At 51.2% G+C, this 20,019-nt stretch carries 22 protein-coding genes; all 22 read left to right on the plus strand.

Translation table 11 applies throughout. The annotated features are described in order from the left end of the window. The first annotated feature begins 2 nt into the window (after nt 1-2). The 22 genes from fliJ (at nt 3) to FHT67_RS11200 (ending at nt 19,998) form a co-directional block, all read left to right on the plus strand. The gene (gene fliJ, locus FHT67_RS11095; protein ID WP_167198117.1) at nt 3-452 is read left to right on the plus strand and encodes a flagellar export protein FliJ; all 450 of its coding nucleotides are present in this window, start codon (nt 3-5) and stop codon (nt 450-452) included. A 26-nt stretch (nt 453-478) separates the two neighbouring features. Then, nucleotides 479-1,390, plus strand: coding sequence for a magnesium transporter MgtE N-terminal domain-containing protein (locus tag FHT67_RS11100; protein ID WP_208403220.1), 912 nt, complete (start codon nt 479-481; stop codon nt 1,388-1,390). 24 nt (nt 1,391-1,414) lie between these two features. Further along, on the plus strand, nt 1,415-2,872 hold the full coding sequence (locus FHT67_RS11105) for a flagellar hook-length control protein FliK (RefSeq protein ID WP_167198123.1): 1,458 nt from the start codon (nt 1,415-1,417) through the stop codon (nt 2,870-2,872). Nucleotides 2,873-2,917: 45 nt separating this feature from the next. Continuing rightward, complete coding sequence (locus FHT67_RS11110; RefSeq protein WP_167198125.1) at nt 2,918-3,457, plus strand: flagellar hook capping FlgD N-terminal domain-containing protein; 540 nt, start codon at nt 2,918-2,920, stop codon at nt 3,455-3,457. After that, nucleotides 3,454-3,831, plus strand: coding sequence for a TIGR02530 family flagellar biosynthesis protein (locus FHT67_RS11115; RefSeq protein ID WP_167198128.1), 378 nt, complete (start codon nt 3,454-3,456; stop codon nt 3,829-3,831). Before FHT67_RS11110 ends, FHT67_RS11115 begins: the two co-directional genes overlap by 4 nt. A gap of 179 nt (nt 3,832-4,010) precedes the next feature. Continuing rightward, nucleotides 4,011-4,823 (plus strand): flagellar basal body rod protein FlgG, encoded by an 813-nt coding sequence (gene flgG / locus FHT67_RS11120; RefSeq protein WP_132305630.1) that lies wholly within the window; start codon nt 4,011-4,013, stop codon nt 4,821-4,823. A 75-nt stretch (nt 4,824-4,898) separates the two neighbouring features. Further along, nucleotides 4,899-5,120, plus strand: a complete 222-nt coding sequence (locus tag FHT67_RS11125; RefSeq protein WP_127495824.1) for a flagellar FlbD family protein — start codon at nt 4,899-4,901, stop codon at nt 5,118-5,120. A 2-nt stretch (nt 5,121-5,122) separates the two neighbouring features. Then, on the plus strand, nt 5,123-5,593 hold the full coding sequence (locus FHT67_RS11130) for a flagellar basal body-associated FliL family protein (RefSeq protein WP_132305629.1): 471 nt from the start codon (nt 5,123-5,125) through the stop codon (nt 5,591-5,593). Between the two features lie 36 nt (nt 5,594-5,629). Then, nucleotides 5,630-6,631, plus strand: coding sequence for a flagellar motor switch protein FliM (fliM, locus tag FHT67_RS11135; RefSeq protein WP_132305628.1), 1,002 nt, complete (start codon nt 5,630-5,632; stop codon nt 6,629-6,631). Further along, nucleotides 6,621-7,886, plus strand: coding sequence for a flagellar motor switch phosphatase FliY (gene fliY, locus FHT67_RS11140; protein ID WP_167198131.1), 1,266 nt, complete (start codon nt 6,621-6,623; stop codon nt 7,884-7,886). Before fliM ends, fliY begins: the two co-directional genes overlap by 11 nt. Nucleotides 7,887-7,906: 20 nt before the next feature. Next, complete coding sequence (locus tag FHT67_RS11145; RefSeq protein ID WP_132305626.1) at nt 7,907-8,269, plus strand: response regulator; 363 nt, start codon at nt 7,907-7,909, stop codon at nt 8,267-8,269. A 3-nt stretch (nt 8,270-8,272) separates the two neighbouring features. Then, complete coding sequence (locus FHT67_RS11150) at nt 8,273-8,893, plus strand: flagellar biosynthetic protein FliO (protein ID WP_132305625.1); 621 nt, start codon at nt 8,273-8,275, stop codon at nt 8,891-8,893. Nucleotides 8,894-8,930: 37 nt separating this feature from the next. Beyond that, nucleotides 8,931-9,638: a flagellar type III secretion system pore protein FliP gene (fliP, locus tag FHT67_RS11155; RefSeq protein WP_373312715.1), complete on the plus strand. Its 708-nt coding sequence runs from the start codon at nt 8,931-8,933 to the stop codon at nt 9,636-9,638. Nucleotides 9,639-9,659: 21 nt separating this feature from the next. Beyond that, complete coding sequence (gene fliQ, locus FHT67_RS11160; RefSeq protein ID WP_127495819.1) at nt 9,660-9,929, plus strand: flagellar biosynthesis protein FliQ; 270 nt, start codon at nt 9,660-9,662, stop codon at nt 9,927-9,929. Between the two features lie 16 nt (nt 9,930-9,945). After that, a complete protein-coding gene (fliR, locus tag FHT67_RS11165) occupies nt 9,946-10,740 on the plus strand; it encodes a flagellar biosynthetic protein FliR (protein ID WP_132305622.1) in 795 nt (264 codons plus the stop codon). 13 nt (nt 10,741-10,753) lie between these two features. After that, nucleotides 10,754-11,851 (plus strand): flagellar biosynthesis protein FlhB, encoded by a 1,098-nt coding sequence (gene flhB, locus FHT67_RS11170; protein WP_132305620.1) that lies wholly within the window; start codon nt 10,754-10,756, stop codon nt 11,849-11,851. A 22-nt stretch (nt 11,852-11,873) separates the two neighbouring features. Beyond that, nucleotides 11,874-13,907 carry a flagellar biosynthesis protein FlhA gene (gene flhA, locus FHT67_RS11175; protein ID WP_132305618.1) on the plus strand — a complete coding sequence of 678 codons (2,034 nt, stop codon included), beginning with the start codon at nt 11,874-11,876 and terminating at the stop codon, nt 13,905-13,907. Continuing rightward, nucleotides 13,904-15,205: a flagellar biosynthesis GTPase FlhF gene (flhF, locus tag FHT67_RS11180; RefSeq protein WP_167198134.1), complete on the plus strand. Its 1,302-nt coding sequence runs from the start codon at nt 13,904-13,906 to the stop codon at nt 15,203-15,205. The genes flhA and flhF overlap by 4 nt, the downstream gene beginning before the upstream one ends. Beyond that, nucleotides 15,198-16,070, plus strand: coding sequence for a MinD/ParA family protein (locus tag FHT67_RS11185; protein WP_167198137.1), 873 nt, complete (start codon nt 15,198-15,200; stop codon nt 16,068-16,070). Before flhF ends, FHT67_RS11185 begins: the two co-directional genes overlap by 8 nt. 27 nt (nt 16,071-16,097) lie before the next feature. After that, a complete protein-coding gene (locus FHT67_RS11190; protein WP_167198140.1) occupies nt 16,098-17,417 on the plus strand; it encodes a protein-glutamate methylesterase/protein-glutamine glutaminase in 1,320 nt (439 codons plus the stop codon). A gap of 36 nt (nt 17,418-17,453) precedes the next feature. Continuing rightward, complete coding sequence (locus FHT67_RS11195; RefSeq protein WP_167198143.1) at nt 17,454-19,523, plus strand: chemotaxis protein CheA; 2,070 nt, start codon at nt 17,454-17,456, stop codon at nt 19,521-19,523. A gap of 13 nt (nt 19,524-19,536) precedes the next feature. Continuing rightward, nucleotides 19,537-19,998 carry a chemotaxis protein CheW gene (locus tag FHT67_RS11200; RefSeq protein WP_127495811.1) on the plus strand — a complete coding sequence of 154 codons (462 nt, stop codon included), beginning with the start codon at nt 19,537-19,539 and terminating at the stop codon, nt 19,996-19,998. Nucleotides 19,999-20,019: the final 21 nt, after the last annotated feature.

Here is a 20,019-nt window from a genome sequence, read left to right on the forward strand (position 1 = left end):
AAATGGCAGCCTTTCGATACGCTTATCAAAAAATCGTAGACTTGAAGTCAAGCGAGAAGACGCAGGCCGAATGGCAGCTATCTTCAGCAATCGGTGTTCTGCAGGCGGAGGAATTAAGTCTTTCGGAGCTTCGGTTGAAACGGGCGGAGTGGGAAAACAAGCAGCACGAGAGTTCCAATGAAGCTGTCTCTCTCGCCGAGCTGCAGCTGATGCAGCATTATCTGGAATATTTGGATTCCTGCATTGCTAGCAAGCTTACGGATGTCAGGCAGGCTGAACGAAAGGTGGAATACAACCGGACGAACCTCGCGGATCGCATGAAGGATGAGAAGGTATGGCTTAAAGCGAAGGAGCATGCCAAAGACCGTTTTCGGCATGTAATGCAGATCAAGGATCAAAACGAGCTGGATGAAATGGCTACCAACCGCTTCAAGGTATCTCGTTCATCATGATCTGCGGCGCAAGGTAAAGGGAGTGAATGACAGTGTCGGATATGGAAATGGAGAAGCAGGGGTACAGCGGCTTCGAACGGTTGATGTTTTTTATGACGCCGATTTTGTTTACGATAGTCCTTTTGGGAGCGTTATATGTCTTGTTTAATACGGAAACCCGCAATCAAATGCTGGAGATCGGCAACTCGATTCCCTATCTGAAGGATGTGCTTCCCGATCCCAAAACAGCTGACGGAAAGGCGAACGATGACCAGCTGAAATCAGCCAATATGAGCCGTAAGATCGACGAGCTCCAGGCGCAGCTGCAGGAGAAGGAAGCCGAGCTTGCACAGACCAACCAGACGAAGGCAACCCAAGAGCAAGAATTGAAAAGCATGCGGGATCAGATTGATTCGCTGAAATCTTCCAATGAAGAAAAAGCTGCGGACGATGCGGCTTATCAGGCTAAAATCCAAGAGCTTGCAAGCATGTACAGCAAAATTACCCCAAGTAAAGCGGCGCCGATTCTGCAAAGCATGACGATGGATGAAATGGTGCTTGTCCTGGATTCCATGAGACCGGACGACAGGGTTCGCATTCTGGAGAAAATGAACCCGCAAACGGCCGCCGATGCAACGATGGCGTTGAAGGATACCGTACCGGCGAAGGACAGACAAATTGCCGCGCTGCAAGCCGAGCTGAAGAAAGCCAAGCCGACGGAAACCAAGCAGCCTGCCTCGCAGCTTAGCAGCGATCAGCTAAGCGCCACATTCGCAGCAATGGACGCGAAGAGCGCCGCCGAGCTTCTGATTAAAATGGCGGACATCAGCCCAAGCAAGGTTATCCGTATTCTCAATACCGTGGATGACAAGACGCGTTCCGGCATTTTGGCCGAAATGTCGGGGATAAACCAGACCATTACCGCACAGCTGATGTCCAAGCTGATGGCTGGCAGCTAAGAGAGAGAGGAGGTGAATCAAATAATGGAGATGATCATTCCTCAAGCCGCAACGCCGGCACCGGCCGCGCCAACAAGCAACGCATCGGCGCAAGCGAAAACTGGCGGAAACGACAAATTTCAAAAGACGCTGGCCACTCAGATGAAGGATGGCAAAGGCGCTTCGGATAAAAGCGGCGCGGCATCATCCGGTGCGGGGAAGACAGACAACGGACAGCAAGCCGCTTCAGGCACGCAAGCCGCAGCAGCGAAGGATGCAGCGGCAGTAGATCAGGCTGCCGAAGGCGAAGCGACAGCTACGGCAAGCAGTCCCGTAGCGGGATCGGATATACTGACCGATGCGAAAGCTGAGCTGATGGAAATCATCGATCAATTGCTTGCCGATTTGGAAAAGATCAAAACGGATTTATCCGACCCATCGGCCGATAGTCAAGATCAGGATACTTCGCAGCCAGCTTCGATGCTGGATCAACTGCAGGCTTTGCTAGCCATTCTCGGGATTCCGATGCCGGTACAGCTTCAGAGTGAGGCTAAAGACGCTTCCAATCAGTCGTTTGCAGGAGATCAGAATGCGAATCAGCAGCTGGCCGCAATCGCAGGCAGGATTCAGGATTCCTTGCTGCAGCTTCAAACGGCCATGCAGGAAGGAACAATGAAGCAGATCGGACTCCAGGAGCCCGTGCAATTAATCGGACAGCAGCTTGAGGTTTTGCAGCAATTCGTTCAAAAGCAGAAAGACTTGAATTCGCGGGTTGAGACCCCGGCTGTATCCGCAGAGAAAGCGCCGGAAATTACGGTTGCCACTAATGCGCCTGCAGTATCCGTTCATTTGCAGCGATTGACTGAGCGCGCTGTACATTCTGTTGCGATAGCAGCGACTACCGATCAGCAAGTAACAAAGGAAGAGACGGAAGCATCCAGTGAACCGGAAGAGCAGGTACCGACAGTAACGACCGGTCAGACTTTCGCCGATGTCATACGTCAAACGACGTCTCATGCGGCAAAGCTGGCGCCTGTTGTTCAAGCGTCCGTTCCGGTTACCGATTTCGCGGACAATATGAAGGATTTTATTCAGAAGCTGGATATCAAGCATGGCAACGGGATGTCGGAAGCAACCATTCAGCTGTTTCCTAAAGAGCTTGGACAGGTTGATGTGCGGATAACGATGCATAACGGACAGCTTACGGCTTTGTTCCATGCGGATAACGCTAGCGCTAAGGATGCGCTTGACAATCAGATGGCGCAGCTGAGAGTTGCCTTGCAGCAGCAAGGCTTGTCAGTCGACAAGCTCGAAGTAACATACGGCCAGTCGGCCGCGCACTTATCCAACGGCCAGCATGGCCAAGGAACAGGTCAGCAGGCTTTTTCCAATCAAAATAAATCCAAAGGCGACGGAATGCAGGAGGATTTTGAGTCTGATGTTGCCGAGCAGCAGGCGATACAAGATTTAGGCTACGGACGTGCCGTCAATGTGACGGCTTAATCAAATGCTCCTTAGACGGTACGCGTGTAGGATGGAGGTGAGTTTATGGCGACAGTATCTTCGAAAGTCATGTGGCCGAACTATAGCACTTCGAACGTGAAGGCAGCAGGCAAGGACACGGATAAAAATGCGCTTGGCAAAGATGCGTTTCTGGAATTGCTCGTGACCCAGCTGAAAAACCAGGATCCGCTTCAGCCGCAGGATAATGCCGCATTCATTACGCAGATGGCGCAGTTTACCTCTGTCGAGCAGCTAATGAATATGTCGGATCAGCTTTCTCAGCTCAATCAAAATCTGGGCACGGCATCTTCGATGATCGGCAAAACCGTTTCCTGGTATGAGCTGGATGACGCTGGCGAAACCAAGCTGATGTATGACAAGGTAAATTCAATCGTTTCTCAGGACGGTACTTTGTATGCCAAATTCGCGGATGAAACGATGATTAAGCTTAGCGACGTGGTCACCGTATCCGATAAAGCGCCCGAAGCGAATCAACCGGACGGCAGCGATGAATCCGATTCCGAATCAGGCGCAGCGGCAGATAAAAAATCAAGTTCGTCCGAACAGGAAGATGGTTCCGTATGAGTGACGGAGTGAAAATCAGCCATCTGTTTCCCGTCGGAGCGCCGCCCCTGACCGGTGCCAAGAATACCGCTCCGCGTCCGCAGCAAGCCGGCGGCTTCAAGGATATGCTTGATGCCAAGGTGCTGAAATTCAGCCAGCATGCCGAAGTGCGCATGAAGCAGCGCGGAATTCAGCTGCAGCCGGAATCGTTGACCAAGATTATGAATGCGGTGGATGAAGCCGAGTCCAAGGGTGCGAAGGATTCCTTAATCGTCATGAAAGATATTGCGATGATTGTAAACGTTCCAAGCCGGACGGTAGTCACTGCGATGGACGGCAATCAAATGCAAAGCAATGTGTTTACGAATATCGACAGTGCGGTGATCTTAAGCTAGGGCTGGACCGATTAGGAGGCCCTTGGCTGCCGACCGACTGACGCAGCCATTCCGCAAGAGATCCAGAAGTCCATTTGGGTGCTAATTCTTTAAGGGAATGCTTACGAAGCAAGAATCATCACAAATGGGCATACAGATGTCCATTTGGGTGCTATTTCTTTTTAGGAGGAGTTATATAAATGCTTAGATCCATGTATTCCGGCGTATCGGGTATGCGCGGTTTCCAGACAAAGCTTGACGTCATCGGCAACAACATCGCGAACGTCAACACGGTAGGCTTCAAGGGCGGCCGGGTTATGTTCAGTGATATTCTGAGCCAGACCACTTCAGGCGTTACGGCATCTCTCGAAGGAGAGCAGGGCGGCGTCAACGCGAAGCAGATTGGTCTTGGCGTTACGATCTCCTCGATCGATACCATCCATACGCCAGGCAGCGCAATGACAACTAACGTGCCAACCGACCTTCGCATTGACGGTGACGGATTCTTCGCGGTATCCGCCGGAGGCGATTCTCCTACTTATCTGACACGCGCAGGCAACTTCACCTTGGATGGCAATAGACAGCTCGTTAATGCCGACGGCATGTTTGTTCTGTCCTCCGACGGTGAGCCAATCGTGCTTGGAGAGGATGTAACTTCCTTCTCGATCGGACAAGACGGTTCGATTCTGGCCGTGACAGCGGACGGTACGGAAGCCGTTGCCCAGCTTGGGGTCGTGAAAGTGGTCAACCCGAGCGGCCTGGAGAAAGTAGGCGGCAATCTGTACCGGGTAACGGCCAATGCGAATCCGGACGGCGAATTCGAGATTGTAACGGCAGATGATGCTGAATTAGGCACGGGCGCTATCATTGCGGGCCAGCTGGAGATGTCCAACGTCGATCTGACAAACGAATTCACCGAGATGATCGTTGCGCAGCGCGGCTTCCAGGCGAATTCCCGCATCATCACAACATCCGATGAGATTTTGCAAGAGGTTGTTAACCTGAAACGTTAATAACATCGGGCAATAGCTATCGTTCATGACTGAAGGGGGCTGCTCTCAGCCCCCGAATCGGCGAGGGGGGAGCTTATGATTACCGTAACTCGATTGAATGGCTCGAAGCTGATGATTAACGCTCTTCTTATCGAATTGATTGAAGAAACTCCGGATACGATTATTACGCTTACCACGGGTAAAAAGTTTATCGTAACGGAGAGCGCAGCCGAGCTGGTGCAGTTAATTCAGAGTTATATTCGTTCAATCGGCGTTCTTGCAGCGACCCAGAAGATCGAACATACGGAGGGTCCTTAGAGATGAAAAAAATGTTGCCATGGCTAGTCACTACTTTGCTAGCAATTACGCTGATCGCAATCGTAGCCATCATTATGTACAAATCGTTTTTTAATGACACCACCGATCAGCCCGACCCGGAAAAAGCTCCCGTTACGGTGAAGCAGCTTTCCGCCGACGAACTGGTGTCCGTTACTTCCGAGCTGAAGGATTTCAAACGCAACCTGAAAGATTCGGACTATGTCGTCGTTATGAGCTTTGCGTTCCAACTGGACAGCAAGAAGACGAAGGAAGAGTTCGACAAGATTCTCGAGATTGAGGTGCGGCCGATCATTAACCGTACGGTTGCCGATTTGACGGCGGCCGAGCTTAACGGCTCGCAAGGCGAGGATATGCTTGAATCGAAGCTTCTGAATCTAATTAATCCGATTCTGCCGGAGGGAAAGAAGCTGGTTAAAGTAGAAATTACGAATTTTATCATGCAGCAGTTATAAGCTTGTTGCCGACATTCCTTGAAGGGGGTGAGAGGATTGGTTGATGTATTATCGCAGAATGAGATAGACGCGCTGCTGGCCGCTTTATCATCAGGTGAGATGGATGCGGATGAACTGAAAAAAGAAGAGGTTACGCGAAAAGTACGAGTCTACGATTTCAAGCGCGCTACTCGATTCTCGAAGGATCACATACGAAGCTTAACACGCATACACGAAAACTTCGCGCGATATTTGACAACCTATTTCTCAGCGCAGCTTCGGACGTTCGTTCAGATCAATGTCGTGCAGGTCGAGCAGCTGCCGTACGATGAATTTATCCGCTCGATTCCGAAGATGACGATTCTAAACATATTTGAAGCGGAGCCGCTGGAAGGGCGCATGGTGCTTGAGGTTCATCCCAACGTTGCTTACGCCATGCTCGACAGGATGCTCGGCGGGCAGGGGATGGCGCCTTCCAAGATCAACAATCTGACCGAGATCGAGACCATTATTATGGAACGCATCTTCGCCAGGGCGTTTGAAAGCTTGCAGGAAGCATGGAAGACGATCATAGACATATCGCCTCGCCTGGAGGCGCTGGAGACGAATCCGCAATTCATGCAGATTGTCTCGCCTAACGAAACAATCGCACTGATCTCGCTTAGCACGAAGATCGGCGATACGACGGGGATGATCAATCTGTGTATTCCTCATGTCGTCATCGAGCCGATTATGCCGCGGTTGTCTGCTCACCACTGGTTCGTCTCTCAGAAGAAAGAGAGGATTCCGGAGGAAGTTGAGATGCTGGAGCAGCGCGTAAGCAAAGCGAAGCTTCCAATCGTTGCCGAGCTTGGCGAATCGGTTATTACGATCAAGGAGTTTTTGGGTCTCGCGATTGGGGATGTCATTTCGTTAAATAAACCGATAGAGGACGGACTTCGCATCAAGGTTGGCGAGAAGCTGAAGTTTATCGGAAGCCCGGGCTCCGTCAAGGATCGGATTGCCGTGCAAGTGGATCAAGTTGTCAGCGAAGGAGCGGAAGAAGAAAATGACGAGTAAAGATTATTTATCGCAAGAGGAAATTGACGCGTTGCTTAATCAGACAGCCAGCGAGCTCGCCTCATCGCAGCCGCAGGCTTCCGAATATCAGCTGTCGGACTTCTTGTCTTCGATCGAGCAGGATGCTCTGGGGGAAATCGGCAATATCACGTTTGGCAGCGCGGCTACGGCTTTATCGACCTTGCTTGGCAAGAAAGTCGATATTACTACGCCGCAGGTTACCTTCATTAAACGCGAGGATCTTGCAAACGAGTTTCCCAAGCCTCATGTTGCGGTCAGCGTACAGTACGTAGACGGCTTCCAGGGGATTAATTCGCTGGTTATCAAAACGAAGGACGCGCAAGTCATCGCGGATCTTATGCTCGGCGGAGAAGGCGATGTAACGCTTCAGGAACTGAATGAGATCCATATCAGCGCCGTTCAGGAAGCGATGAACCAGATGATGGGTTCCTCCGCAACATCAATGTCGACGATTTTTAACCGATTCGTTAATATTTCGCCTCCGGGCATCGACATTCTGAATGTGGACAGCGGCGGCGGAATGGGGCAGCTCCCGCCTGAAGACGTGTTTATCAAAATCTCTTTCCGGTTGACGATTGGCGATTTGATAGATTCCACCATCATGCAGCTTCTGCCCGTGCCGTTTGCGAAGCAGATGGTTGCCATTCTGATGGGCGACGTTCAGGAAGAGATCCAGGCGGCTCCGGCTGCGCCGACTCCAGCGCCTGAGCCAACTCCGGCACCTGCGGCGGCGGCAATGCCAACGCCTGCGCCAGCTCAGCAGCCGGCTTATCAAGATCCGTATCAGCAAGCTCCGGCGGCTGCGGCATCCCAATATAATCAGCCCTATAATCCTTACCAGCAAAGCGCGGCATTCGATATTCCGATGCAGCCACAGGGACCTCAGACCTATGGTCACGCGGCAAACCGGAACGTAAACGTTCAGCCGGTACAGTTCGCAAACTTCAACCAAGCGCCGTATGTGCAAACAGATGAGACAAACCTCAATTTACTTCTCGACATACCGCTTAAAGTTACCGTAGAATTAGGTAGGACCCAAAAGCAAATTAAGGATATTCTGGAACTGTCCCAAGGCTCCATTATCGAGCTGGACAAGCTCGCCGGCGAGCCTGTCGACATCCTGGTGAACAATAAGCTGATCGCCAAGGGAGAGGTTGTCGTCATTGACGAGAACTTTGGTGTACGGGTAACGGATATCGTAAGCCAATGGGACCGCATTCAAAAATTGCAATAATACTCTAGGAGGAAAAAAAGATGGCAAACCGCATTCTAATCGTAGACGACGCAGCATTCATGCGCATGATGATCCGAGACATTCTGACTAAAAACGGCTACGAGGTCGTCGGGGAAGCGCAAGACGGCGCACAGGCGGTAGAGAAGTACAAGGAGCTTAAGCCTGACCTGATTACGATGGACATTACGATGCCGGAGATGGATGGCATTTCCGCGCTGAAAGAAATCAAGAAACTAGACGCCAACGCAAAGGTTATTATGTGTTCCGCGATGGGCCAGCAAGCGATGGTTATCGACGCAATCCAAGCTGGCGCAAAAGACTTTATCGTTAAACCATTCCAAGCTGATCGTGTAATCGAAGCGATTAAGAAAACGCTTGGCTAAGCTATGCTTACATATGCTACGAGATTAATTTCCTTGACTGCGGTTGGCGTTGCTGTACAGCCCGCCTTCGCCGCGGCAGCGGGCAGCGGGAATGACGAGAGTCCAATGGCCGGCAGCTATACGGGCAGCGTGATCTGGGTCATTGTCTCTCTCTTTATAGTTATCGGCTTAATCGTATTGCTTATTAAATTTTTGTCTCAGCGTAATCGCATGTGGGGAACCAACCGTGCGGTTCGCTCTCTCGGAGGGGTTGCGCTGGGACAGAACAATTCGCTTCAGGTTGTCGAGCTGTCAGGCCGGTTGTATGTGGTGGGTGTCGGAGAAAACGTGACGCTCCTCGACAAGATTGACGATGAGAAGCAGGTGCAGGCTATTCTTGCTTCACTGGGCAGACAATCCAATACAGCCGGATGGTCGGCAAACACAATCTCTGATTTTCTGAAGAGGTTCCGTAAAGAAGAGTCGCAAGCGGGAGAGGACCTGACGGAAGTGCAATGGAACATGCCGGAATCCTCCTTCGAAAGCTTGCTGAATCACAACCTCAGCAAACAGGCTGATCGCAAGCAGCAGCTGGAGTCGCTTCTGAAGGAATCCAAACATGATGGGGATGACAATGAAAAATAAATGGTGGATTTCGATCGTCACCGCAGCGCTGGGGGTTATGCTGCTGCAATCGCATGCGTTTGCGGCTGATCCGCTGCCAAATGTCGATATCAGCATCGGTGACGGAAGCGAAGAGCCGGGAACAAGCGCTTTGTCGCTCCTGCTTCTAATAACGGTATTGAGCATCGCTCCGGCGATTCTGGTACTCATGACAAGCTTTACCCGAATTGTAATCGTGCTAGGATTCGTACGGACATCGCTTGGCACGCAGCAAATGCCGCCTAACCAGGTTCTGATCGGGCTTGCGATGTTTCTGACTTTTTTCATTATGGCTCCAACCTTTTCCCAGGTAAACGAGGTGGCTTTGCAGCCTTATCTCAAGGGTGAAATCACGCAGACCGTTGCGCTGGAGAAAGCAGCGGATCCGATGAAAAAGTTTATGATCTCGCATACGAGGGAGAAGGATTTGCTTCTGTTCCTCAACTATACGAAGACGGAGAAGCCGGAGAAATACCAGGATATCCCGATTACCGTTCTGGTGCCTGCCTACGCGATAAGCGAACTGAAGACCGCATTCCAAATGGGCTTTATGATATTTATTCCGTTCCTGGTCATCGATATGATCGTCTCGAGCACGCTAATGGCGATGGGGATGATGATGCTGCCGCCGGTCATGATATCCCTGCCGTTTAAGCTATTGTTATTCGTACTGGTGGACGGGTGGTACTTGATCGTCAAATCATTGCTGTTAAGCTTCAACACGTAACAGGACAGGGAGGAACGTTCAATGAGTGCTGATTTCATCATCGGATTGGCCGGACAAGCCATCAGTACCGTATTGAAAGCCAGCGCGCCGATGCTCGTTCTCGCTCTAGTCGTCGGATTAATCGTCAGTATTTTTCAAGCGACTACCCAAATTCAAGAGCAGACGTTAGCTTTTGTGCCAAAAATCGTAGCGGTCTTTGTATCCCTGATTATATTCGGACCTTGGATTCTGAATGTAATCGTCGATTTCACTTACAATCTGCTGAACAACTTGTATAAATACATCGGATAGGTTGTGAACGGAAATCATGGATCAGATCGTGGAGTACTTTCCTATTTTTTTGCTTATTTTTTGTCGAATGACATCGTTTTTCGTCGTGGCACCTCTGTTTAACATGCGTGGAGTACCAAGTACCTTCAAGATTGGACTTGGCTTTTTTCTCTCCCTTATCGTCTTTATGACCTATGGGTTGAAAGAGAAGACGGTACCGATGGATGCAGAGTATGTCCTGTACATTTTCCGGGAGGTTCTGATTGGACTTCTAATGGGGTACATCGTTTATCTCTTTATGACGGTTGTGCAAACAGCCGGCGCACTAATGGATATGCAGATCGGATTCGCCATGTCAAACGTTATCGATCCGATGACGGGAGTCTCGGCCCCGCTGCTGGGCAACTTCAAGTACATGCTTCTAATCATGGTGTTTCTGGCCGTCAACGGGCATCATTATCTGTTGACCGGATTGATGGACAGCTACAAATGGATGCCTCTGTCCAATGAATTGTTTAGCAGGCTATACGACGGAAGCATAACCGATTTCCTGTCGCGGGCGGTAGGGAACGCATTCCTGCTGGCCATGCAGGTAGCAGCCCCGCTTGTCATTGCGATGTTCCTGACGGATGTAGGCCTTGGCTTCCTGGCAAAGACAGCTCCTCAATACAACGTGTTTGTAATCGGGATTCCGCTTAAGCTTCTCCTTGGTCTTGGTTTATTGATTCTGGTGCTTCCCGGTATATCCGCTATATTCGAAAGACTGTTCTCTATCATGTTTGACAACCTGGAACAATTGTTTGGCATTGTGCAACAAACCGATAGCAAATAAGGAGGCTGCAACGTTGAGATCTTACTACCTAGAGCTAGACTTGCAGCTGTTCAGTCAAGAAAAAACGGAAAAAGCAACGCCCAAGAAAACGCAGGAAGCCCGCAAGAAAGGGCAGATCGCCAAATCCAACGATTTGCCAAGCTCCATGATTTTGCTCTTTACCTTTGCAACCTTTGCGGCATTGGGCAGCTACTATAAGACAAGGATTATGAGCGTGTTCCAGGAGCTGTTTGATAATTGGCTTACGATGGAAGTTACTACGGCCAACATTATGCCTCTGTTTGACAAGCTTGCGGTCGATATGCTGATGTTCCTGGCACCGATTTTCGCTATCGTTGTAATCGTAGCGATATTGGGAAACGTTATGCAGTTCGGATTTCTGCTTACCGGCGAATCGCTTAAGCCGAAATTCACCAAGCTGAATCCGATTAACGGTTTTAAACAGATATTCTCCATGCGAACGGTCGTCGAGTTTCTAAAGAGCATTCTAAAGCTCCTAATTATCGGCATTCTGGTCTATCGGGCGATTTGGAGCGATTGGGACAAGATACTGATTCTATCGAGTTTATCGGTCCAGCAAATCTTCGCCTTTACTGCCGGATTGACGGTGAAGCTGGGGCTGGAGACCGGAGCCGTGCTGGTTATATTGGCTTTCGCCGACTATATGTATCAGCGTTACGAGCATGCCAAGAGTCTCCGAATGTCCAAGCAGGACATCAAAGACGAATACAAGAAGTCGGAGGGCGATCCACTTATCAAAGGCAAAATCCGTGAAAGGCAGCGCCGCATGGCGATGCAGCGGATGATGCAGGAGGTGCCGAAAGCCGACGTGGTTATTACGAACCCAACCCACTTTGCTATTGCCCTGCAGTACGATGCATCCAAAATGGAAGCCCCGGTCATCATTGCGAAAGGGATGGATCACTTGGCGCTGCGCATTCGTGAAGTCGCCAAGGAACACGGCGTCGTCATGATGGAAAATAAGCCTCTGGCCAGAGCGTTATACGAACGGGCCGATATCGGCGATTCGATTCCCGCCGATTTGTTCCAAGCTGTGGCGGAAGTATTGGCGGCCGTCTATAAAATGAAAGGCCGGGTTCGATCATCATAATTGAGAGGGAGGAGACAACATCATGAAAGTGAAAGATATTGCTATCTTAGCTGGGATTATCGGCATCGTACTCATGATGGTCATCCCTATACCAACACTGCTGCTAGATATTTTGCTCATCCTGAACATTTCGATCGCGCTCATGATTCTGCTGATTGCGATGAATACGAAGGAAGCTCTCGATTTCTCTATCTTCCCGGCAATCCTGCTAGTCACAACCTTATTCCGGCTTGCGCTGAACGTCTCGACAACGCGTAATATCTTGTCGCACGGCCATGCGGGCGAGGTTGTGCAGACGTTTGGATCCTGGGTAGGCGGCGGGGAAATCGCAATCGGCTTCGTCGTTTTCCTCATCCTTGTCGTTGTCCAGTTCATCGTTATTACGAAAGGTTCGGAGAGGGTAGCGGAGGTTGCAGCCAGATTTACGCTCGACGCGATGCCCGGCAAGCAAATGAGTATTGATGCCGACCTGAACGCGGGACTGATTAATGAACAGCAGGCGCGTGAGCGCCGCTCGAAAATCGAAAGAGAAGCGGATTTTTACGGCTCCATGGACGGTGCCAGCAAATTCGTCAAAGGCGATGCGATCGCTTCTATCATTATCTTGCTTATTAACCTCATCGGCGGATTCATTATCGGAATGGCCATTCATGGGGACAGCTTTACCGACGCCCTGCAAACGTACTCGATTCTTACGATTGGTGACGGCTTGGTCAGCCAGATTCCGGCCTTGCTTATCTCCACGGCAGCGGGCTTGATCGTAACCCGTGCCGCATCGGACGGAAACTTCGCGCAGGACGTTACAACGCAACTTCTTAAATATCCGAAGCTGCTTTATATCGTGGCGGGAACAATCACTTTGCTCGGCGTATTTACGCCAATCGGAATTTTGCGCACGGTTCCTTTTGCCGCCTTGCTTCTGTTTGGAGCCTGGAGAATGCAGCAATCCATTGCCAAGCAAATGCAGCAGGAAGAGCTTCTGGAGGAGGAGCAGCAAATCGAAGAGGTGCGCAGTCCCGAAAGTGTCATCAGCCTGCTGCAGGTGGATCCGATCGAGTTCGAATTTGGCTATGGCCTTATTCCGCTTGCGGATACGCAGCAGGGAGGAGACCTGCTGGACCGGATTATTATGATCCGAAGGCAATGCGCCCTGGAGCTTGGGCTTGTGGTACCGGTCATCCGTATACGAGATAACATTCAGCTGAAGCCTAATGAGTATGTCATTAAAATTAAGGGGAACATCGTTGCGCGCGGAGAATTGCTGCTTAACCATTATCTAGCGATGAGCCCGGGCTTTGAAGACGAGTCCGTTATCGGCATCGAAACAACGGAGCCGGCGTTTGGACTTCCGGCGCTCTGGATTGATGAAGCGATGAAGGAGAGAGCGGAAATCTCCGGATATACCGTCGTGGATCCGCCATCCGTCGTGGCGACCCATTTGACCGAGATAATCAAGCGCCACGCTCATGAACTGATCGGCCGTCAAGAGACCAAGGCTCTCGTAGAAAATGTGAAAGAATCTTACCCGGCGCTTATCGAAGAGCTTATTCCTTCCATTCTATCGATTGGCGATTTGCAAAAGGTGCTGGCTAAGCTTCTTCGAGAAAAAGTTTCGATTCGGGATCTGGTTACGATCTTCGAATCGCTGGCTGACCAAGCCCATTATACGAAGGATCCGGACATTCTTACGGAGTATGCCCGGCAGGCTCTTTCGAGACAAATTACGCAGCAGTTTACCTCGACGGGCAATATGCTCAGGGTAATTACCGTAGGTCCGGCACTCGAGAAGAAAATTGCCGAGTCGGTTCAGCAGACCGAACAGGGAAGTTATATTGCGCTGGACCCTGTGGCAACGCAGCAAATCTATCAGAAGCTCAATGAGCAAGTGTCGCGCCAGATTCAATCCGGCCAGCATCCCGTTGTACTGACATCGCCTACCATCCGCATGTATCTAAGACAGATCGTCGAACGCACCATGCAGGATGTACCGGTACTGTCGTACAGCGAGCTTGAGCCTAACATTGAAGTTCAAAGCGTAGGGGTGGTGAATTTATGAGAGTAAAACGTTATGTGGTGAACGCCTTGCCGGAGGCTCTGCCGATGATCCGGAGCGAGCTTGGCAAGGATGCGGTCATCCTGAATACGAAGGAAGTCCGGATCGGCGGGTTTATGGGGATGTTCCGGAAGAAAAAGATGGAAGTTATAGCGGCAATTGAGTCGGGAGCCGCAGCGCCGCCTGCCGCAACCGCACCGAAAAAAGCGGCAGCAGAGGTACAGCGGGTTGTTCAAGCGCTTCAAGAGTCGAAAAGACAAGCAGCTGCGGCAACGGCGGTACTTGAACCTCCGGCCCCCGCGCCCGCCCCTGCCGTTCAGCCGCCTCCGCCCGTCACGCCGGCTTCGCCTCCGCCCGTCACGCCGGCTTCGCCTCCGCCCGTCACGCCGGCTTCGCCTCCGTCACAGACGATTAACCGGATTAACGATGATCTGTTGGAAGAGATCCGGTTTATCAAGCAATCTTTGAAGCAGCTGTCGATGCATAATCCGGACAATAACCGGCCGCTCGCTATTCAATCCTTGTATGATCGTTTGATCCAACAGGAAGTGGAGCCGGAACTGATTGACCGGTTAATCGACGCGGTAAACGAGAGACTTGCCGACCGCAAGGAGGAAATGCCGGAATTGGAGGAAACCTGGCAGATTGCCCGGGAGCTGCTGTTGGAGTGGCTGGTCCCTTACAGTCGTCAATCCATAAGCGAATCGGCAAGAATCGTTCATTTCGTTGGCCCGACGGGGGTAGGCAAGACGACAACAATCGCAAAGCTGGCAGCGGGGCAATCGATCAAGTTCGGACGACAGATCGGTTTGATTACTTCGGATACTTACCGTATTGCGGCGGTTGACCAGTTACGAACGTATGCCAATATTTTGAACGTGCCAATGGAAGTTGTGTTCTCGCCGATGGATCTGCCGAAAGCTTTCAAGCAGCTGGAAGACCGCGAACTGATTTATATGGATACGGCTGGCCGCAATTTCCGCAATGAACTTCATGTATCCGAAGTAAACAGTCTTCTGCAATCCAGCCATCAAAGCGAGACCGTGTTGGTGCTGAGCTTGACCGGCAAAACGAAAGACATGATGGCGGTGGCGGACAATTTCGTGAAATACGGAGTCCGTAAGGTGCTATTCACGAAGCTGGATGAGACCTCGGTGTACGGTTCGATTCTAAACCTGGCCTTGAAGAATGAATTGCAGCCTGTGTATGTTGCCAGCGGCCAGACCGTGCCGGACGATATTGCCCCATTCAACGCGGAGCGATATATGGATGCGCTGCTGGGGGCTCCTGCCGATGAATGATCAAGCGGAGGCGCTTCGCAACATGGTGAAGATGAGGATGGGCCAGGAGACTGCCCGTCCTACCCGCATCGTGACGATTACAAGCGGGAAGGGCGGCGTTGGAAAATCCAATTTCAGCCTGAACTTTGCCATAGCGCTGCAACGCCTGGGAAAAAAGGTTCTCGTATTTGACGCGGATATCGGGATGGCCAATATCGATGTTTTGATGGGAGTAAGCTCTTCCTATCACCTCTATCATTTGTTCAAGCAGGATAAAACCATCTGGGATATTATCCAGATTGGACCGTCAGGCGTCCATTTTATCGCCGGCGGTTCAGGGTTTCAAGATCTTCTCGACTTAACCGCGGAGCAGCTGGACTGGTTCTCGGAACAGATCGGCAAGCTTCAGGGGGAATATGATTTTATTCTCTTCGATACGGGAGCCGGCCTGTCGAAGGAGACCGTCAAGTTTATCTCAGCGGCGGAAGAAACCTTTGTTGTGACCACGCCGGAGCCAACAGCGATTACCGATGCGTACGCCTTGGTAAAGATGGTCAAGTCGATGGGGATCAACGCCGCCTTTAAGCTGATCATAAACCGCGCGACAGACCGCAAGGAAGGCATCCAGACTGCGGATAAAATCAATCTTGTAGCAAGAAGATTCCTTCACGCCGAACTTCCGACATTAGGCGTCATCCTGGATGATCCGAATGTTACGAAAGCCGTAAAGCGGCAAACGCCGTTTACGGTTGCTTTTCCCGGGAGCGACGCATCGAGAGGAATTGACGAAATTGCACGCCGATACTTGGAGATGTCCATTCCGGAGCAAACCGCCGCAGCTGGGGTAAAAGGATTCATACATAAGATGTTTAGGTTTAACCGGTAGATATTCATACATAAGAGGGGGAACAGGATGGCTCCTTATCGCGTGCTGGTCGTGGACGATTCGCCTTTCATGAGAAAAATATTCAGCGATCTAATTGTTCAGGACCCCCAATTTACGATTGTGGCAACCGCTTGTAATGGAATTGAAGCCATTGAAGCCGTCAAGAAATGGAAGCCCGATGCCGTAACGCTTGATCTCGAGATGCCCGAGCTTAACGGGCTCGATGCCTTGCAGCGGATCATGCTCGAACAGCCTACACCTGTCATCATGTTATCCGGCATCAGCGAAGAGAACACGAGAGAAACCATTAAGGCATTGCAGTTTGGGGCATTCGACTTTATCCGCAAGCCGATGGGCGCTTTCTCGAATGACATTGTCCGGGTCGGAGAGCTGTTGCTGGAGAAGCTCAGAATAGCGGTCCTGACCAGAAGGTATTCCGCCTCTGTAATGGACACGGAGAAGAAGAAAGCTTCCAGTAAACGGGACAAGCCCATGCATTCGCCGGTTGGTCAGCCCGTGAAACCGGTGGAAGAAGGGAATAACCGCAAGCGCGGGCTGCTGCAGCCGGAACAGCAGGCAGAGGCAAGAGATGTTTCTGCTCCGGCAATCGAGAGGAAGACCAAAGCAACAGGCGGCTTGAGAAATCCGGTAAAGCCAATGAGCGATGGGAGCAGGCCATTCGAGTCGGCCCCGATTATACCGGTCGCGCCAGTCGCGGCGGCACTGGAAGAAAACAAAGAACGGAAGCGGTTCAGACACGCGGACAGCTTCGACCAATTAATTGCAATCGGAACCTCAACTGGCGGCCCGCGCGCTTTGCACGAAGTGATCTCTTCGCTTCCGGCCCAGTTGCCTGCGCCCGTAATGGTCGTCCAGCATATGCCCCCCAAGTTCACAAAATCGCTGGCTCAGCGTCTGGACAGCTTTAGCGAGCTTGAGGTAGTGGAGGCAGCTCAAGGTGACCGGTTGAAGGCGGGCGTTGTCTATATCGCTCCAGGCGGACATCACATGGAACTGGCGAAGGACCAGAGCGGCTATTATGTCCAGCTTACCCAGAAGCCGCCGCGTAACGGACATCGTCCATCGGTTGATGTGCTGTTCGAATCATTGACCCCATTCGACGAGCTGAAGCGTCATGCCGTCATCATGACGGGAATGGGAAGCGACGGGGCCAAAGGGATGAAGGCTCTCGTCGACAGCGGCGCGGAATCGGCGATTGCCGAATCCGAACAGACCTGCGTCGTTTATGGAATGCCGCGCAGCGCGATAGAGACCGGCTGCGTGAAGACGGTACTGCCTCTGCAGCAGATTGCTGCCGAGCTGCAGCATGCGGTTTTGAAAGGATAATAGATGATATAAAGTCCTATCAGGAGGTGCGACAAAATGGATATGAACGCCTACTTATCGATGTTTATCGACGAGTCCAATGATCACCTGCAAGCCTTGAACGAAAATTTGCTTCGCCTGGAGAGCGAACCGGAGGATCTGACGATCGTCCAGTCAATTTTCCGCTCTGCCCACACCCTTAAAGGAATGTCCGCGACGATGGGGTATGAAGATCTTGCTTCGCTGACGCACGAGATGGAGAACGTGCTTGATCTCGTCAGGAACAGCAAGCTGAGAATGGATGACTTTATTTTCGATACCTTGTTCAAGGGACTTGATGCGCTCGAGTCCATGGTTCAGGATATCGTAGGCGGCGGAACGGGCAAAGCGGATGTAACCGCGATTGTGGTTTCGTTGCAGTCCATTGTAAAAGGGGACTACAAAACAGCCGGAGCCTCTGCAGCCGCATCGTCGGCTCCGTCCCTATCCATGCAGCAAACCGGCGGAATTCTGGATGAATTCCAGACCTCCGTAATTCAGCAATCTATCGATAGCGGACATAACGTCTACTATATCGAAGTAGACATTCGCGAGGATTGCGTTTTAAAAGGCGTGCGCGCCTATATGGTATTTGACCTGCTGGGCAAGAACGGCGACATCGTCAAATCGGAGCCATCCGTAACCGATCTGGAGCAGGAGAAATTCGACCGTTCCTTTTCCGTGTTTACGATATCGACTTTATCCCAGCAAGAGCTGGAAGCTCAAATTGCGGCAATCTCGGAGATCGAAAAAGTATCCGTTGCGCTGCTAGATCTTGAATCGCTGGCCATGCTGAATAACGCGGCGGCTAAAGAGCAAGCTCCCGCCGCCGCGCCTGCACAGGCAGGTCAGCAGACGGAAGCCGCGAAGGAAGAAGCGGGCAAGCAGGTTGGCGCAGCGCGCACGCAGGCTGCGGCATCCACCGCGCCAGCAGCCGTATCCAGAACGATTCGCGTTGATATCGATCGTCTGGATGCCTTGATGAACCTGTTCAGCGAGCTGCTGATCGACCGTGTAAGGCTGGAGCAGCTATCCAGCGAAATCCGCCGCAACGATCTGACGGAGACCGTTGAGCATATGACGCGCGTCAGCTCCGATCTGCAAAATATCGTTCTCAAGCTGAGAATGGTTCCGGTAGATTCGGTCTTCAACCGTTTCCCGCGCATGATTCGCGATTTGGCCAAATCGCTCGACAAGAAGATCGATCTTGTCATTACGGGGGCGGATACCGAGCTTGACCGCACAGTCATTGACGAGATTGGCGACCCGCTCGTTCACTTGCTACGCAACTCGGTGGACCATGGCATAGAAACCACTCAAGAACGTATCGCAGCGGGCAAGCCGGAGACAGGCACGATTAATCTGCGGGCTTATCACAGCGGCAATCATGTCTTTATCGAGGTTGAGGAAGACGGCAGAGGCATTAACCGCGAGAAAGTTCTCCAAACGGCGATCAAGAACGGCGTAGTGACCGAGGAACAGGCGAAGCAATTGACTAACGAAGATATCAACATGTTGATATTTGCTCCCGGCTTCAGCACGGCTGATAAAATCTCCGATATTTCCGGACGCGGCGTTGGCCTTGATGTTGTCAGATCGAAGATCACTTCGCTTGGCGGAAATGTAACGGTAGATTCCGCGCTCGGGCGCGGAACGAAATTTGCCGTTCAATTGCCTCTGACTCTATCTATCATTTCGGCGATGCTGATTAAGCTAGGTTCAGAGAAGTACGCGATTCCGCTTACGTCTATCGTGGAAACCGGCATTATCCAGAAGGATCAGATTCTGAACGTGCACGGCAACCGGATGATTCATTTCCGCAACGCGGTTATTCCGCTGGTTTCTTTAAGCAAGGTGCTCGATTCGCCCGACTTTAACGAGCAGAACGAGACGGAGACCGAAATCGTCGTTATCCGAAAAGGGGATAAATGGGCGGCAATTACCGTTGATGAGTTTATTGGACAAAGCGAAATTGTATTGAAATCGCTAGGCAAATATTTGACCAATATCGAGGCAATATCCGGTGCGACCATTCTAGGCGACGGCCAAGTGGCGCTCATTATTGATCCTAACGCACTTATCAAATAGGGAGGGCTTAACGATGGGAGAAGAATTAAAAGTAATCGTATTTTCGCTGGCACATGAGGAATATGGCATTGAGGTGGATAAAGTCCGTACTATCGAGCGTTTATCCCCAATCACCCGCGTTCCGAAAACTCCTTCCTTCATTAAAGGAGTTATCAATCTGCGCGGGATCGTCGTTCCGGTAATCGACCTTCGCGGCCGCTTTGGCTTGGAGGAATCGGCAACAACGGAGAACAGCCGGATCATTGTCGTTGCGGTAAACGAAATGGAAGTTGGCTTTATCGTTGATTCCGCCAATGACGTCGTGGATATCGACGCGGACACCATTGATTCGCCGCCTGAGATTGTAGGCGGGATTAAAGCGAAATATTTGAGAGGCATTGCGAAGTTCGGAGATAACCGGCTGCTTATTATGCTGAATCTGTCCGAAGTGCTGAACAAAAGCGAGATCATTCAGCTTGAGCAGTTAGAGGTGTAAGCGTGGACGCTTTTAACCGAT

The sequence above is a fragment of the Paenibacillus sp. BK720 genome (genome assembly GCF_011761545.1).
Lineage (GTDB): Bacteria > Bacillota > Bacilli > Paenibacillales > Paenibacillaceae > Pristimantibacillus.